Here is a 15,893-nt window from a genome sequence, read left to right as displayed (position 1 = left end):
GCGGGCTTAGATGCCATCGCGCTCAATCGGGCAGCTCATGCAGCGAGCGCCGCCGCGGCCTCGTCCCAATTCATCCCCAGGGATGGGCAGCACCGTGATGCCGGCTTTGTCGTATTTTTCATTGGTGTAGGTGTTGCCCTCATAGCCAATCACTACGCCCGGTTTGACGGTCAACACGTTGTTGGCGTCGTTCCACTGCTCACGCTCGGCGTTGAAGTTATCGCCGCCCGTGGTGATGAGGTTGAGTTGGCCAACGCCGAGCGCTCTTTCAATCGCAGAGACAAAGTAGCCTTCCTCTTTGACACGCACCGCGCCAGACTCGTCACCCGTCAAGCTCCAACATTTGACGTCTTTGCGCACCACTTCTGGGTAGACGGAGAAGGTGTCTTCACGCATGTGGGTCATCACGGTGTCCAAATGCATGCAAGAGCGATGTTTAGGTAGCTCCATCGCAATCACTTGTTTGGCTTGGCCGTGTTTAAATAGGCCGGCAGCAAGGTGCTCCACCCCTTGCGGTGTGGTGCGTTCAGACATACCAATCAAGACGCTGCCACGGCCAATGACCAATACATCACCGCCCTCAATGGTTGAGTTGTCGTACAGCGCCTCTTCATCACCAAAGTATTTGATGAAGTCTTGGCCAGCGAAGGTTGGGTGCCAGCGGTAAATGGCGCGCACGTGGTTGGTTTCACGTTGGCGAGCCGGTTTCGCCATCGGGTTGATGGAGACGCCACCATAGACCCAGCAGGAGGTATCACGGGTAAAGAGGTGATTGGGCAGCGGCTCGATAATAAAATCGGTCGGTGCATGCAGCGCTTGCATCATTGAGGAGGAGCGCATAGGCATTTCCGTGTAGGAGAGGCCGCCGGTGAGAATTTTCGCCAATTCAAGATTGGGCAAGTCGCCCAGATAGCAGCGCACGTCGTTGGCAAAGGTTCGGCCTAAGCGGTAGTCAGATACCTGACGATTGAGTAGCCACTCCTTGGCTTCTGGTATTGCCAGCGTCTCTGCCAGCAGGTCGGTCAATAGCAGCACTTCCACCCCTTGATCGCGCAGCGTCTGGGTAAACACATCGTGTTCATCACCGGCACGTTCGACCGCTAAGACGTCGTCAAACAGTAGCTCGTGGCAGTTCGAGGGGGTTAAGTGGGTGAGAGCACGACGCGGGCGGTGAACCAACACGCGACGTAATTGACCGATTTCAGAACCTACGTATAACTTACTCATAATCGTATCTCTCTATTTATTATTTATTTAATGCATCTGTGACAAATTAAATAAGGGTGTAGGGATTATTTGAGAGTGAATTTAATTATTCACTTTGTTGTTCTGATATTCATATTACGCCCTAGAGAGGAGGATTCTCTGCGCTCAGTCACACTTCATTTTTTCTTGCAGCCCTTGATAAGACAAGGGTTTTAACAATATCCATGCAGTTGTTACCAAGCTGTGACGGTGTTTGTTTTTCGCTCTGTAAGGATTTTTATTCACCGAATGACAGAAAAATAGTGCCGTGAGAGTCAATCACGGTAAAGAGAGGGAATTGTATTCATGTCGATATTTATAATGGATAGAATGAGCGTGCGGTTTTATGCGCTGTTTTTATTTACATAGTGACTTTGTTTCGCTTTTTATGGCATTTGTTAATAAACGGATGTGTTAATTTGTCTAGGCGATCACGCTTGTTTTTGTTTTTATTCACCAAAGCGTGGGTTTTATTTTTGGATAAGAAAAAGTAACCCAGTCTATAAGACAGGATTATCCCAATGGAATAAAAAATCGAAACGTACGGATAAAGAAAGAGTAGATAAAGAAAGTGAAGATATAGAAAGTGCAGACAAAGAAAAAGCCACACACGTGGCTTTTCTTGATTGAGTCTTGCAAGCAGGGAGAGAGCAGGACAAGCGTTTCGTCATCCTGCTTAATGGCTTTGCGTGAGCGGTTACAGTAGCGCACCTAGGCTTAACGCCAACACACAGAACAGAGTCAAGATAGCGAGCAGCGGCGCGACCCATTTCACCCAGCGCACATAAGGCACGCGGGCGATCGCAAGGCCACCCATCACCACGGCTGAGGTTGGCGTGATGAGGTTCACCAGCCCTGATGCTGATTGGTATGCGGTGATAACCAAATCACGACCGACGCCGGCAAAGTCGGCCAATGGCGCCATAATCGGCATGGTGAGTACGGCAAGACCAGAGGTGGACGGCACCAAGAACGAGAGCAAAATCTCTAGGAAGAACATCACGTTAATAAAGACGACCGAGGAGAGCCCAGTCACCATCTGCTCCGCTGAGTACAAGATGGTATCGGTGATCATGCCGCGATCCATCACCACCACAATACCGCGCGCAATCCCGATGATGAGGGCAACGCCAAGTAGGTCGCGGGCGCCATCAATAAAGCTGGTGGTGAACTCCTCTTCACTCATGCGTGCCACAATACCCACAATGATGGTGGCGGCCAGGAACATGGCTGAAATTTCTGCCATCCACCAACCGGCAATGGAGACACCGTAAATCATGACCGCGAACGAGAGGCCAAAGATGGTCAGAATCGCTTTGCGTGTGGTGGTGAACTCAAGGCCTTGCTCGGATTGATTACCCAAGAAGTGCGCTTTGTTCTCTTCATACTTATCAAACACAATCGATTTGGATTGGTCTTGGCGCACCATGCGTGCATAGCGCATCACATAGGCGACACAGATTGCCCAGCCAATCACCAACATGATGGCGCGTAGCATGATGCCATCGGTGAAGGGAATGCCCGAGGCGTTGGCGGCAATCACAGTGGCGAACGGGTTGATGGTTGAACCCAAACAGCCAATCCCGGCGCCGAGCAACACGGTCGCGGCGGCGACCACAGGGTCAAAACGTGCGGCCATCATCACAGGCACAAGTAAGGTATAGAAAGGCAAGGACTCTTCCGCCATCCCATACACGGTGCCGCCTGCGGCAAACAGTGCCATCAAGATGGGGATCATCATCTCTTCGCGCCCTTCAAGGCGGTGAGTGACGCGCTCTATCCCAGCATCAATCGCGCCGGTTTTAGTCACTAGGCCCAAGAAACCGCCGATGACGAGGATAAACAGCGACACATCAATCGCGGCCGCTTCGTAGCTGTTGTGGTCATAAAAGCCATCAATCGGCGCAAGCAAGACATCAATCACCCCTTGTGGATTGCCTTCCACAGGCTGATAGGTGCCCGTCACAGGCACTTCACGGCCAAGGTCTTCATTCATGGCGCGGTCATATTGGCCAGCGGGGATAATCCACGTCAAAATGGCCACAAGGGCAATTAAGACAAATAAGATGGTGTAGGCGGAAGGGAATTTAAAGTTGGCAAAAAAGCCGCGTTTTTTCTCTTCGCTGTTTTTATGTTCTCTAGGGACAGTTTGAGTGGTCATGATGATCTCCTTACTTGTATTGCAAAGGGTGAATACAAGTGAATCTGTGACAATAGATAGCGTTATTATTGATAGGCATGATCGAATTTAGAACTAGTGTAAATTTCGTCTCAAAGATTAACCTTGGAGCGGGTCACAAATTACTGCCCTATATTCTTTGCCAAAATTTGCATGGAAAAATCGCTAGGGTATTCAAGTGAAATAGTTGGATTTCTATGCTGGTTTTTGTTTTTTTTTAGAAAGAGTGAATGGATTTAATAGCGGCGTAAATAAACGCTGGGAATTTTATTCAATCGATTTGGTTAACGAGAAGGTTTTATTAATTAACGCTATTTTGATGTCAATCAAAAACCGTCTGTGATCTGTGATTTTTTATTCAGTGCAAAATAAAAGGGAGCACTCGGCTCCCTTTGTATCGAATTATTTTTATGACGTCTTATTGAGACTAGATCAGCAGACCGCCAAAGGTAAAGCCAAGTGCCACCGCCGAGGCAATGGTCACCACACCAGGAATAAAGAACGGGTGGTTAAACACGTATTGGCCGATGCGCGTTGAGCCAGTGTCGTCCATCTCAACCGCGGCCAACAGCGTTGGGTAGGTCGGTAGTACAAACAGGGCACTGACGGCAGCAAAGGACGCAACGGCAGTCAGCGGCGCGACACCAATCGCTAGCGCGGCAGGCATAAGCGCCACTGTGGTCGCGCCTTGTGAGTAAAGGAGCATAGAGGCAAAAAACAGCACCATCGCCAACATCCAAGGGTGATCAGACAAGAGATCGCCTGCCAGCTCTTTGATTTCTGCCACGTGCGCATTAACGAACGTTGAACCAAGCCATGCAACACCCAGCACGCAGACACACGCCGTCATACCTGAGCGGAAGGTCGCGGCTGATGGGATTTTCGCTGCATCGATTTTGGTCACCAGCACAATGGCTGCTGCTGCCGCGAGCATCACGGTCATGATGGCTTCGTTACGGCCAAGCGCAGGGTCTTTAATTAGGCCGACTGATCCTGAAATCGCCGCTGCGTAGCAGACCACAAAACCAATCGCCGCCAAGAAAATGTAGGTCGCGGTTTTCGCTGTTGGCAGGATCTCGCGTTGTGTGTCGCTGCTCAATTTGATCAACCCTTTTTCCAAACGCTCTTGGTAGATAGGATCGTCTTTAAGCTCTTTACCCATGAAGTTGGCGACAAACGCACCAATCATACAAGCAATAAAGGTGGTCGGAATGCAGACCGCCAGTAGCGTGAGGTAGTCCACGCCCATTGGCGCCAACATCGCCGCAAACGCCACGACCGCCGCTGAGATTGGCGATGCGGTAATCGCAATTTGCGAGGCTACGACGGCAATCGACAGCGGACGAGAAGGACGCACGCCTTGGCCTTTTGCCACTTCAGCAATCACAGGCAAGGTTGAGAACGCCGTATGGCCAGTCCCCGCCATCAAGGTCATTAAGAAGGTGACGATCGGTGCGTAAAAAGTGATTCGTTCAGGGTGTTTGCGCAAAAAGTTTTCCGCTACTTGAACCAGCCAGTCCATACCACCGGCCACTTGCATGGCGGCAATCGCGGTAATCACTGACATAATGATTAAGATAACGTCAACAGGAATGAACGCCTGACTGGTGGGCACGCCCAACACCAAAGACAGGGCAATCACACCCGCACCACCGGCAAGGCCGATGCCAATCCCGCCGATTCTTGCTCCCAAGTAAATGAAGAGCAGAACAACAATGAGCTCCACTGCGACCATAGCTATATCCTCGTATAATGTTTAACGTTTGATTTTGATTATCTAATGCTTCGCGCTGCTGAGAGTCGGCCAGCGGCATGAAGGTTTAGATAATCACTGCGTGTTGTTTACCTTGTGTGAGAGTAATCCATAGGAAAAGTGTGGTTACCGGATGCGTGCCTAAAAAAGGGCCCGCAGGCCCTATTTTTGCGCTTACTCGTAGCGCTTGGCTTTATACGTTGGACGCATGAAGTTTTCAACCGAAAGAATGTCATCGAGCTCTTCTGGCGTCAGCAATCCACGCTCTAGCACCACCTCACGTACGCTCTTACCGGTTTCAGCACAAATCTTACCGACGATGTCGCCTTCGTGGTGTCCGATGTATGGGTTGAGGTAAGTGACGATACCAATCGAGTTGTAGACGTAGTTTTCGCACACTTCTTTATTGACGGTAATGCCGTCGATGCATTTGTCGCGCAAGTTCACGCACGCGTTAGACAGAATCGAAATCGACTCAAACATGCTTTGGGCAATCACTGGCTCCATCACGTTAAGCTGCAATTGACCGCCTTCTGCCGCGAAAGAGATGGTGTTGTCGTTACCCAATACTTTGAAGCAGACTTGGTTAACCACTTCAGGCACCACAGGGTTGACCTTAGCAGGCATGATGGAAGAGCCCGCTTGCAGCTGTGGCAGGTTTAACTCGTTCAAACCCGCGCGAGGACCAGAAGAGAGCAAGCGCAAGTCGTTACAGATTTTAGATAGCTTCACCGCTAGGCGTTTGAGCGCGCCGTGCGTCATCACGTAGGCGCCGCAGTCTGAGGTGGCTTCAATCAAATCTTCCGCAGGGACCACATCAAGACCAGTCACTTGTGCTAAGTGTTTGACTGCCGCTGCTTGATAGCCCGGCGCCGCGTTGAGACCAGTACCGATGGCCGTTGCGCCTAGGTTCACTTCGAGCAGAAGCTTTGAGGTGTACTCAAGCGCGCGGATCTCTTCGTTGAGTGTCACCGCCCAAGCGTGGAACTCTTGACCGACCGTCATTGGCACCGCGTCTTGCAGCTGAGTGCGGCCCATCTTGAGGATATCTTTGAACTCTTGGCTCTTAAGCTCGAACGCACCTTTGAGGTATTCAATCGATTCAATCAGTTTGTGCACGCTGTTGTACACCGCAATGCGAAAACCGGTTGGGTAGGCACAGTTGGTCGACTGGCTCTTGTTGACGTGGTCATTTGGGTTGATGAAGTCATACTCGCCTTTTTCCTTGCCCATTAATTCGAGGGCGATATTGGCGATCACTTCGTTGGTGTTCATGTTGACCGACGTGCCCGCGCCACCTTGGTAGACGTCTGATGGGAATTGGTCCATGCACTTGCCGGTTTCTAGAATCAAATCACACGCTTGGATAATATAATTCGCCACATCCTTTGGAATTACACCCAGCTCTTTATTGGCCAGCGCCGCGGCTTTTTTGGTCATCACCATACCGCGGACAAAATCCGGCACGTCGGAGATGGTCATGTTGGAGATGTTGAAGTTTTCAATCGCACGTAGGGTGTGGATGCCGTAGTAAGCGTCGGCAGGGACGTGACGCTCACCCAATAAATCTTCTTCAAGACGTGTTGCAGGGGAAAGTGCCTTAGTGGCATCGGTTAGGGTAGCCATACAGGATCCTTAGAGTATTATTCTGATAATAAAGTTAAATGCTAGCCATTCTGTAGTCTAAGAATCCATTCATCAGAATTTTGGGCTATAAATCCGTCCTGACTTATGTGGCACATCATACTGCACCTAGCGCATAAAAATAGTAACTTGATCACCTTTTTTATATTTATTTACTGAAAGTTTCATCGTGAGAGGTAAACACTTTTTTACCGCTTAGATTTGTGCCTGTACAGGCTTTGCGCGTACACTGAGGGCAACAAAGGAGGGCGTGTGTTTCCTATCTTACTCTTACTATTTATCATCGTACCTATTATTGAAATCGGCCTGTTTATCCAAGTGGGTGGGTTTCTTGGTTTATGGCCGACCATCGGTCTGGTGCTGGTCACCGCGTTTGTCGGCGCCTCTTTAGTGCGCAGCCAAGGCGTTGCGACGTTACTGTCGGTGCAGCAGCGCCTCGCACAAGGTGAGCTTCCCGCGCAGCAGATCATGGAAGGCGTGATGCTGGCGGTGGCGGGTGTCTTACTGCTCACTCCCGGTTTTTTGACCGACGCATTAGGCATGTTGGTGTTACTGCCGGCGCCCCGTGCCATGATCGCCAAAACGCTGATGAGCAAAATGGTGATTCGCTCAGTAGGTGGGCAGAGTGGCTTTGGTCATGACCCATTCTCTCACTATCATCAAGATCCTTCTCATCAAGACCCTTTCCATCGTGACGGCGCCTCGCCGTTTGAGTCTAACTCGACACAGGGGAAAACGTTTGAAGGTGAGTACGAACGCAAAGACGATGAGAATGACAAGCCAAAATTAAAGTAACCACGCATAGGCGAGTTGAACCTCTGGCCAGCGTTTGCTGGCCTTATTTTTGCGCTTTTCCCTTGCCTTTCTGGCATGGTGTTGCACAATACCGCCCCAGTGAAAACCAACCTGTGTGTCATCGTCACTCATGCTACTGATCATCGACAATTACGACTCGTTTACCTACAACCTCTACCAATACTTTTGTGAGTTGGGCTGCGAGGTGTTGGTGCGCCGTAATGATGAGATCACGCTTGAAGAGATTGAGGCGCTGTCGCCAAGCCATTTGGTGATTTCGCCTGGGCCATGTACGCCCAATGAAGCGGGGATTTCCCTAGCGGCCATTCGCCACTTTGCCGGTAAGCTGCCGATTCTCGGTGTCTGTTTGGGGCATCAAGCGATTGCCCAAGCCTTTGGCGCCAACGTCGTGCGTGCGCGTCAAGTGATGCACGGCAAAACCTCCCCCATCACCCACACGGGTAAGAGCGTCTTTAAAGGGCTCAATAACCCCCTGACGGTGACGCGCTATCATTCGTTGGTGGTCGAGGCAAACAGCCTGCCGAGTGAGTTTGAGCTCACGGCTTGGACGACACTCGCCGATGGCAGCATGGATGAGATCATGGGCTATCAACACCGCACTCTGCCGATTGACGCGGTGCAGTTTCACCCGGAATCGATCAAAACCGAGCAAGGGCATCAACTGCTGGCGAATTTCCTGACGCGCCTGGTTTAACGCGCATGATTGAATGCGTATAGTTTAAAACCGTCTTCAAATCGATCAGCAAGCCGCGCGCAACACTCGTCTCTTTCCTACTGTGCTGAAAACCGCACTCAGATCACTTTTCTTAACATTTCTTTCATAACTTGCCGTTTGCATAGCGAGTGAAAAACTATTCGCTAGCCAAGTGGTGCTCTGGGCTAGCGCCTTGTTGCGTCTGGGTTAAACCCCTGCTTATCTTTGTTATAAGAATAAATTGCTTCATAAAAGGGGTGGCATCGTGCATAAATACTCAAGCTCAATAGGGTTTTGCCTCCTATGATGTCTCTAAAAAGAATAAATCACTATTGAAATGGTTAATTAATTGTAAATACAATGCTGTGATGGCTGATATGCAAAACATTCTTTTTCTGTCTCTATTGGTAACGTGATAAGCGAACGTCGTGAGCGACACCAATGGACGAAGAGACGTTTAATGAAGAGATATCGAGCAACAGCGATCCAGTGAGCAGTATCGAGAGGGAAAGACGATGACAACTGAAGTGAACGTAGAACGCGGTCTGTTTGATGAGGTGATGGTGCCTTGTTACAACCCAATGGAGATGATTCCAGTGAAAGGCGAGGGTGCTCGCGTGTGGGATCAGCAAGGTAATGAGTATATCGACTTTGCAGGGGGGATTGCCGTGAGCTGCTTGGGGCATTGTCACCCTGCGATGGTGAAGGCGTTGACCGAGCAAGGTCAAAAACTGTGGCACCTGAGCAACGTGATGACCAATGAGCCAGCGCTGCGTTTAGCGAAAAAGCTGACCCAAGTGAGCTTTGCCGAGAAGGTCTTCTTTGCTAACTCAGGCGCAGAAGCCAATGAAGCGGCCCTCAAACTGGCTCGCCGCGTGGCAGCTGATAAGTTTGGCCCTGAAAAATCGGAAATTATTGCCTTTAAACAAGGCTTCCACGGCCGAACGTTCTTTACGGTAACGGTCGGTGGTCAAGCGGCTTACTCGGATGGTTTTGGCCCGAAACCGGGCGATGTCACGCACTTGCCTTACAACGATGTTGAAGCGCTGAAAGCGCATATCTCAGATCGCACCTGCGCCATCATGATGGAGCCGCTGCAAGGCGAAGGCGGGATTATCTCGCCAACGGACGAGTTTGTTGCGACGGTGCGCGAGCTGTGTGACAAGCACAATGCGCTGCTGATTTTCGATGAAGTGCAAACCGGCAACGGCCGTACTGGCAACTTTTACGCCTACCAAGGTTTGGGTGTGACGCCTGATATTTTGAGTACAGCGAAATCACTCGGTGGCGGTTTCCCGATTGGGGCAATGCTGACCACTAATGCGCTCGCGGAGCACATGAAAGTGGGCACACACGGTTCGACTTACGGCGGTAACCCGTTAGCGTGTGCGGTCGCTGAGGCCGTGGTTGATATCGTTAGCCAACCAGACACATTGGCGGGCGTTGCAGAGCGTGAAGCCCTGTTCCGTGATGGTCTGAACAAAATCAATGCCAAGTACCACCTGTTCGACGAAATTCGCGGTAAAGGCCTACTGCTTGGCGCTGCACTGAATGAGCAGTGGCAAGGCCGCGCTCGTGATGTTCTGGTCGCCGCAGGTAAAGAAGGCCTGATGGTACTGGTTGCCGGCGCCAATGTCGTGCGCTTCACGCCATCACTGGTGATCAGCAAAGAAGAGATCGAACAAGGTCTCGCTCGTTTAGATAAAGCCATCGCAAGTTTGGTTTAGGTTTTGTGAGTGCCTAGTTTCTAGTTCCTAGTGCCTAGAGTGAGGATTTCCTTTCTCTAGGAACTCGCCTCTAGGAACTAGGCACTTAAATAGCATCAGGAGGGAGTATCGATGCTGGTTGTTCGCCCTATCTCTATTTCGGACTATGACGCGTTGCACACATGTGCGGTGGAGTCTGGTCACGGATTTACTTCTCTACCCGTCAACGAAGAGCTGTTGACGAACCGCATTACCCATTCCGAATACAGTTTCGGCAAAGCCAATGTGACCGATCCCGGTGACGAAGGCTATTTGATGGTTGGGTTTGACAGCGAGACGGGGGAAGTGGCCGGGTGTACCGGAATCGAAGCCTCGATTGGCTGGGATGTCCCGTTTTACTCGTACCACATTAGCACCATTGTTCACTCATCCCCCAAACTGGGCGTGAATAACGTGGTGAAACTGCTCACGTTTGGCAACAACTACACCGGATGCAGTGAGATTTGTACGCTATTCCTCAGACCCAGTTTCCGTGGCGGGCTCAATGGTCGTTTGATGTCGAAGTGTCGTTTTTTGATGATGGCCGAGCATCCGCATCGCTTCTCGACAACGGTGTTTGCCGAGATGCGCGGTGTCTCTGATGAGAACGGCAACTCGCCATTTTGGCAATGGCTACAAGAGCACTTCTTCTCGATTGATTTCACCATGGCGGATTATCTTACCGGGATCGGTAAAAAAGGTTTCATTGCCGATTTGATGCCTAAGCTGCCGATTTACATCAACTTGCTCAGCAAAGAGGCGCAAGCGGTGATCGGCCAAGTGCACGAGAACACCAAGCCGGCGCTGCGCCTTCTAGAGAAAGAGGGTTTCACCTGTCGTAACTACGTAGACATTTTTGACGGCGGCCCAACGGTTGAGTGTGAGGTGCGCAATATTGAGTCGGTGCGAGAATCGTTTCGAGCCAAAGTTAGCATCTCTGAACACGCCAGTTCTCAGGATTACCTGATTGCTAACACCTCATTTGAGAACTTCAGAGCCACCGCCGCCAAAGCGGCGTACGACAAAGAGTCGGGTTCGGTCATCCTAGCGCCAGAGGTGGCGAACGCGCTGCAAGTCGGCGATGGTGACTACGTGCGCATGCTGGCTCAGTAATAGTCAGCCCAGCGATAGTCAGCCCAGTACTGGCAGTAGAATTGGACAAGGAAAACAACATGACTCATTGGATTGCAGGAGAGTGGCTGGCCGGACAAGGCGAGCCGATGAATTCAACCAGCCCGTACAATGACGAGGTCATTTGGCAGGGTGACAGCGCGTCTAGCGCGCAAGTCGAAGCGGCGGTCAGCGCGGCGAGAAACGCCTTTCAGACATGGAAAAAACTCAGCTTTGCGCAGCGCGAAGCCATCGTGCTGGCGTTTGCTGAAAAAGTGAAAGAGAGCAGCGAGCAGATAGCCGAAGTGATTGCTAAAGAGACCGGCAAGCCGTTGTGGGAAACGCGCACAGAAGCCGCGGCCATGGCGGGCAAGATTGCCATCTCTATTCGCGCTTATCATGATCGCACAGGCGAAAGTACCCGCGAAGCGGCGGGTAACCAAATTGTACTGCGCCATCGCCCGTTGGGTGTGATGGCGGTGTTTGGCCCGTATAACTTCCCGTGTCATTTGCCCAATGGTCACATTGTCCCAGCGCTGCTGGCGGGCAACACCGTGGTGTTCAAGCCGTCAGAGCAAACGCCGCTGACCGGTGAGCTAGCGATGAAGCTGTGGCAACAAGCGGGATTGCCTGCGGGCGTGATCAACTTAGTCCAAGGGGGCAAAGAGACGGGCATTGCGCTAGCAGAGTCGAAAGGCATTGATGGCCTGCTGTTTACTGGTAGCGCCAATACAGGTCACCTGCTGCATCGCCAATTTGCCGGTCAGCCAGACAAGATGCTGGCACTGGAGATGGGCGGCAACAACCCTATGGTCATCAGTGAGCACTATGGTGAGCTGGACGCGACGGTCTACACCATTTTGCAATCGGCCTTTATCAGTGCCGGGCAGCGTTGCACCTGTGCGCGACGTCTCTATGTGCCTGTGGGCGACAAAGGCGATGCCTTGGTCAATCGCTTGGTTGCGGCCACACGCAAGCTGCGCGTCGATCAGCCGTTTGCAGAGCCAGCGCCTTTTATGGGCCCACAAATTTCGAAAGCCGCGGCACACTTTATCCTCAACGCACAGGCGAACTTGCAGAGCCTTGGTGGTGTGAGCTTGGTGGAAGCGAAAGCGGGCGAGGCGGCGTTTGTCACTCCGGGGATTATTGATGTCACGGCCATCGATGCGCTGCCAGATGAAGAGTATTTTGGCCCGCTGCTGCAAGTGGTGCGTTATCAAGGTCTTGAGCGCGCCGTTGAGCTGGCCAATGACACCCGCTTTGGCCTCTCTGCTGGACTGGTGTCCACCGATGATGATGAGTGGGCCTACTTTGTTGATCACATTCGCGCAGGCATCGTCAATCGCAACCGCCAATTAACTGGGGCGAGTGGCGATGCGCCATTTGGCGGACCGGGCGCCTCGGGCAACCTTCGCCCAAGTGCTTACTACGCTGCGGACTATTGCGCTTACCCTATGGCGTCGATGGAAGGAGAGCACACCTTGCTGCCTGAGACGTTAAGCCCGGGTGTAGAACTGTAAGACGTACCTTGGGCTCGCTTGGAGCCCAAGGTGTTCGATTCATTGCTAGGTTTGTGATTAAGCCATTCTTTTAAAGAACCAGCTTTACGATTCAGCTTCACGATTAACATGGAGACGTTATGACGCCTGCTCAACTGTTCGATTTACTGTGGCAAGACTATATTTCCCGTCTATGTCCTCAAGCAGCCAAGGTTCATCAGCTTTTAGAAGAAGATGAACCGCTGATCAATGACCATATTGCGCTGCGTACCTTTAACATTGCGCCGCTCGGTATCGAGACATTGGCTGCGCCATTTATTGCGCTGGGTTACCAAGCGTGTGGTGACTACCTGTTTGAGAGCAAACACTTGGTCGCCAAGCACTACGAGCACGCCGATCCGACGTTGCCAAAAGTGTTCATCAGTGAGCTGAAAGTCGAAGAGTGCTCAGCGCCGCTGCAAAGCATTGTCAGCAAGCTGGTGGCACAAGTGGAGGCATCCGCACTGCAAAGCCATGAGTTTTTGTATGCGGGCCGTTTGTGGGATCTCAGCTATGAAGATTTTCAAACCCTCGCCCAAGAGAGTGAGTACGCAGCATGGCTTGCGGCGCACGGCTATGGGGCCAACCATTTCACCGTAAGCGTTAATCAGCTCAAGGCATTTGACGAGGTCGCGGCGGTGAATGAGCACCTGCGCCAAGCGGGCTTTGTCATCAATGAGTCGGGTGGCGAAGTGAAAGGCTCACCAGAGGTACTGCTTGAGCAATCGTCCACCATGGCAGACAAAGTCGAGGTGAGCTTTAGTGACGGTACGCAAGTGATCCCAGGCGGCTTCTACGAATTCGCTAAACGCTATCCGATGAGTAATGGTGAGCTCTACCCGGGGTTTGTCGCGGCGTCAGCGGATAAGATATTTGAGAGTACGGATGGGGGAAGTTCCTAGTGCCTAGTTGCTAGTTCCTAGAGGGGGGCTGGTGAAATGGGTGATGGGTAGTGGGTGATTGGGCTAGGGCCTGGTAAATAAAAAGCCACCGCTGGTAGACAGGGTGGCTTTCTTAATCTTTAAAGGTTTTCTCTAGGAACTAGCCACTAGGAACTCGCCTCTAATACCCTATCGCGTGCCGTAGACGACGATGGTTTTACCGTGGGCGGAGATCAGGTTTTGCTCTTCAAGCATCTTCAAGATACGGCCAACGGTCTCACGTGAACAGCCGACAATCTGACCGATCTCTTGACGAGTGATCTTGATTTGCATGCCGTCTGGGTGCGTCATAGCATCTGGCTGTTTCGCTAGGTTAAGTAGCGTTTGCGCGATGCGGCCTGTCACGTCTAGGAAGGCGAGGTCACCGACTTTTTGGCTCGTCACTTGTAGGCGGCTTGCCATTTGCGCAGATAGACGCATTAGGATGTCAGGGTTGACTTGGATAAGCTGACGGAATTTCTTGAATGAGATCTCTGCAACTTCACAAGGTGATTTAGCACGAACCCAAGCGGTACGCTCTTGATCTTCTTCAAATAGACCAAGTTCACCGATAAAGTCACCTTGGTTTAGGTAAGAAAGGATCATTTCCTTACCTTCTTCGTCTTTAATCAGTACCGCCACAGAGCCTTTGACGATGTAGTAAAGCGTCTCTGCTTTCTCACCGGCGTGGATCAATGTGCTTTTTGATGGGTACTTATGAATATGACAATGTGACAGGAACCACTCTAATGTTGGATCGGTTTGAGGTTTACCTAGAACCATAATATCTCACTTCCTCTGCAGGGTACGCTTGCCGCTTTCCATTTTTGTCGCGCCAGTAAAAGACGCGAAGCCCTGAACAAGGCTTTTTAGGATAAGAGCACTTATTCAATGCTGCAAGCCATCTTTGTTTCGGTTACAAATAGTAGCCTTTTTCAAAAGGGATTTCTTGATTTTAATCGTGTCAAGTTGGTGATTGTTTACGCAAAAATGTGCACATGATCACGGTATGACAAGTAAACGGGTCTTAGGACTGATCGCTAGCCAATTTTACCCGTCTCGATAAGTTGCTGTAGGATAGGTCTGACGATGAGTTCCATCGCAAAACTCATCTTACCCCCCGGCACGACAATGGTGTTGTGGCGCGACATGAAAGAGCCATCAATCATAGCGAGCAGATATGGGAAGTCGACCTGTTTGATGCCGCGCAGGCGGATCACCACAAAGCTTTCATCTAAACTTGGGATGCCTTTAGCGTTAAGTGGGTTGGACGTATCGACGGTCGGCACGCGTTGGAAGTTGATGTGGGTACGCGAAAATTGCGGGGTAATGTAGTTGAGGTAGTCATCCATCGAGCGGACAATCGAGTCCATTACCGCTTCGCGTGAGTGACCGCGATCGCGCGTGTCACGGACGAATTTTTGAATCCACTCCAAGTTCACAATGGGCACCATGCCAATCAAAAAGTCGACGTGTTGGGCGACGTTGACCTCACCATCCACCACGCCGCCATGCAGTCCTTCGTAGAACAGCACGTCAGAATTTTCCGGCAAATCTTGCCACGGCGTGAAGGTACCCGGCATTTGATTGTAGGGCACGGCTTCATCGAAGGTGTGCAAGTAGCGACGAATTTGCCCTGTGCCTTCATTGCCATACTGCTTAAAAAACTCAGACAGCGCAGGGAAGTCGTTCGCCTGCGGACCAAAGTAGCTGATGTGGCGTCCTTGCTCGCGCGCTTTGCGGATCTCGACATCCATTTCTGGGCGCGTAAAGCGGTGGAAACTGTCCCCTTCCACCCAAGCCGGTTTCACGCGCATCATGTTAAACATTTTGCGAAACGCTTCAGAGGTCGTGGTTGTGCCCGCACCGGAAGAACCCGTTACGGCAATAATGGGGTGTTTTGCTGACATGACAAACCTTGTCTTATTCCTTGTCAAATGATGACCAATATAGCATGTTCTATTGATTGATCACGGTATGGCGTTTTTTAACGCACTGGAAATATTAAAACTTTGATTTGAGTTGAATATCCACGCTCTCATGCAGCTCTGAATAGACCACCACCGCTTCACCACTCACCAAGCTCTGACGGATCTGGGCGATTTTCTCGTCAAGAGAGATTTCCTGCTCGCCATAGTCTGTCCCTTCACGCAGCACAAATTCACGGATCAGGTTGTCTAGGGTGTCAGGGGCGATCTGTTGCCAAGGGATGATCATAGGGCCTCGTTGGTTGATGGGGGAGTTCCTAG

At 51.2% G+C, this 15,893-nt stretch carries 13 protein-coding genes; 6 read left to right on the top strand and 7 right to left on the bottom strand.

Annotation, left to right across the window (positions count from 1 at the left end; translation table 11 throughout):
• Nucleotides 1–6 precede the first annotated feature (6 nt).
• From arcA to aspA, 4 genes are all read right to left on the bottom strand, one after another.
• On the bottom strand, nt 7–1,227 hold the full coding sequence (gene arcA / locus AC6R03_RS16320; RefSeq protein ID WP_500630356.1) for an arginine deiminase: 1,221 nt from the start codon (nt 1,225–1,227) through the stop codon (nt 7–9).
• A 715-nt stretch (nt 1,228–1,942) separates the two neighbouring features.
• Nucleotides 1,943–3,406 carry a YfcC family protein gene (locus AC6R03_RS16315; RefSeq protein WP_500630355.1) on the bottom strand — a complete coding sequence of 488 codons (1,464 nt, stop codon included), beginning with the start codon at nt 3,404–3,406 and terminating at the stop codon, nt 1,943–1,945.
• Between the two features lie 445 nt (nt 3,407–3,851).
• Complete coding sequence (locus AC6R03_RS16310) at nt 3,852–5,159, bottom strand: anaerobic C4-dicarboxylate transporter (protein WP_500629847.1); 1,308 nt, start codon at nt 5,157–5,159, stop codon at nt 3,852–3,854.
• A gap of 192 nt (nt 5,160–5,351) precedes the next feature.
• Nucleotides 5,352–6,803: an aspartate ammonia-lyase gene (aspA, locus tag AC6R03_RS16305; protein WP_500629848.1), complete on the bottom strand. Its 1,452-nt coding sequence runs from the start codon at nt 6,801–6,803 to the stop codon at nt 5,352–5,354.
• A 270-nt stretch (nt 6,804–7,073) separates the two neighbouring features.
• Between aspA and AC6R03_RS16300 the strand changes: the two genes are divergently transcribed.
• From AC6R03_RS16300 to AC6R03_RS16275, 6 genes are all read left to right on the top strand, one after another.
• Nucleotides 7,074–7,616 (top strand): FxsA family protein, encoded by a 543-nt coding sequence (locus AC6R03_RS16300; protein ID WP_500630354.1) that lies wholly within the window; start codon nt 7,074–7,076, stop codon nt 7,614–7,616.
• A 130-nt stretch (nt 7,617–7,746) separates the two neighbouring features.
• Nucleotides 7,747–8,331 carry an aminodeoxychorismate/anthranilate synthase component II gene (locus AC6R03_RS16295; RefSeq protein ID WP_500630367.1) on the top strand — a complete coding sequence of 195 codons (585 nt, stop codon included), beginning with the start codon at nt 7,747–7,749 and terminating at the stop codon, nt 8,329–8,331.
• Nucleotides 8,332–8,846: 515 nt separating this feature from the next.
• A complete protein-coding gene (locus tag AC6R03_RS16290) occupies nt 8,847–10,058 on the top strand; it encodes an aspartate aminotransferase family protein (protein ID WP_500627499.1) in 1,212 nt (403 codons plus the stop codon).
• 111 nt (nt 10,059–10,169) lie between these two features.
• A complete protein-coding gene (gene astA / locus AC6R03_RS16285; protein ID WP_500630353.1) occupies nt 10,170–11,189 on the top strand; it encodes an arginine N-succinyltransferase in 1,020 nt (339 codons plus the stop codon).
• Between the two features lie 59 nt (nt 11,190–11,248).
• The gene (gene astD, locus AC6R03_RS16280) at nt 11,249–12,706 is read left to right on the top strand and encodes a succinylglutamate-semialdehyde dehydrogenase (RefSeq protein ID WP_500630352.1); all 1,458 of its coding nucleotides are present in this window, start codon (nt 11,249–11,251) and stop codon (nt 12,704–12,706) included.
• A gap of 119 nt (nt 12,707–12,825) precedes the next feature.
• A complete protein-coding gene (locus tag AC6R03_RS16275) occupies nt 12,826–13,626 on the top strand; it encodes a DUF1338 domain-containing protein (RefSeq protein ID WP_500630351.1) in 801 nt (266 codons plus the stop codon).
• Nucleotides 13,627–13,794: 168 nt separating this feature from the next.
• Here AC6R03_RS16275 and crp read toward each other — a convergent pair whose 3' ends face one another.
• The 3 genes from crp to AC6R03_RS16260 form a co-directional block, all read right to left on the bottom strand.
• Complete coding sequence (crp, locus tag AC6R03_RS16270; protein ID WP_004410522.1) at nt 13,795–14,427, bottom strand: cAMP-activated global transcriptional regulator CRP; 633 nt, start codon at nt 14,425–14,427, stop codon at nt 13,795–13,797.
• Between the two features lie 257 nt (nt 14,428–14,684).
• Complete coding sequence (locus tag AC6R03_RS16265; RefSeq protein ID WP_334554657.1) at nt 14,685–15,554, bottom strand: phosphoribulokinase; 870 nt, start codon at nt 15,552–15,554, stop codon at nt 14,685–14,687.
• A gap of 94 nt (nt 15,555–15,648) precedes the next feature.
• The gene (locus tag AC6R03_RS16260) at nt 15,649–15,861 is read right to left on the bottom strand and encodes a YheU family protein (RefSeq protein WP_500629854.1); all 213 of its coding nucleotides are present in this window, start codon (nt 15,859–15,861) and stop codon (nt 15,649–15,651) included.
• Between the last annotated feature and the right edge of the window lie 32 nt (nt 15,862–15,893).

The sequence above is a fragment of the Vibrio sp. R10-SG-ISO4 genome, from assembly GCF_059834135.1.
The sequence above is the reverse complement of the archived record's forward strand: the minus strand, read 5'-3'. Positions and strand labels throughout refer to the sequence as shown.

Bases quoted from the DNA above. Each gene is read 5' to 3' on its own strand.
- arcA (WP_500630356.1), bottom strand. From the start codon at position 1,227: ATGAGTAAGTTATACGTAGGTTCTGAAATCGGTCAATTACGTCGCGTG.
- AC6R03_RS16315 (WP_500630355.1), bottom strand. From the start codon at position 3,406: ATGACCACTCAAACTGTCCCTAGAGAACATAAAAACAGCGAAGAGAAA.
- AC6R03_RS16310 (WP_500629847.1), bottom strand. From the start codon at position 5,159: ATGGTCGCAGTGGAGCTCATTGTTGTTCTGCTCTTCATTTACTTGGGA.
- aspA (WP_500629848.1), bottom strand. From the start codon at position 6,803: ATGGCTACCCTAACCGATGCCACTAAGGCACTTTCCCCTGCAACACGT.
- AC6R03_RS16295 (WP_500630367.1), top strand. From the start codon at position 7,747: ATGCTACTGATCATCGACAATTACGACTCGTTTACCTACAACCTCTAC.
- AC6R03_RS16290 (WP_500627499.1), top strand. From the start codon at position 8,847: ATGACAACTGAAGTGAACGTAGAACGCGGTCTGTTTGATGAGGTGATG.
- astA (WP_500630353.1), top strand. From the start codon at position 10,170: ATGCTGGTTGTTCGCCCTATCTCTATTTCGGACTATGACGCGTTGCAC.
- astD (WP_500630352.1), top strand. From the start codon at position 11,249: ATGACTCATTGGATTGCAGGAGAGTGGCTGGCCGGACAAGGCGAGCCG.
- AC6R03_RS16275 (WP_500630351.1), top strand. From the start codon at position 12,826: ATGACGCCTGCTCAACTGTTCGATTTACTGTGGCAAGACTATATTTCC.
- crp (WP_004410522.1), bottom strand. From the start codon at position 14,427: ATGGTTCTAGGTAAACCTCAAACCGATCCAACATTAGAGTGGTTCCTG.
- AC6R03_RS16265 (WP_334554657.1), bottom strand. From the start codon at position 15,554: ATGTCAGCAAAACACCCCATTATTGCCGTAACGGGTTCTTCCGGTGCG.
- AC6R03_RS16260 (WP_500629854.1), bottom strand. From the start codon at position 15,861: ATGATCATCCCTTGGCAACAGATCGCCCCTGACACCCTAGACAACCTG.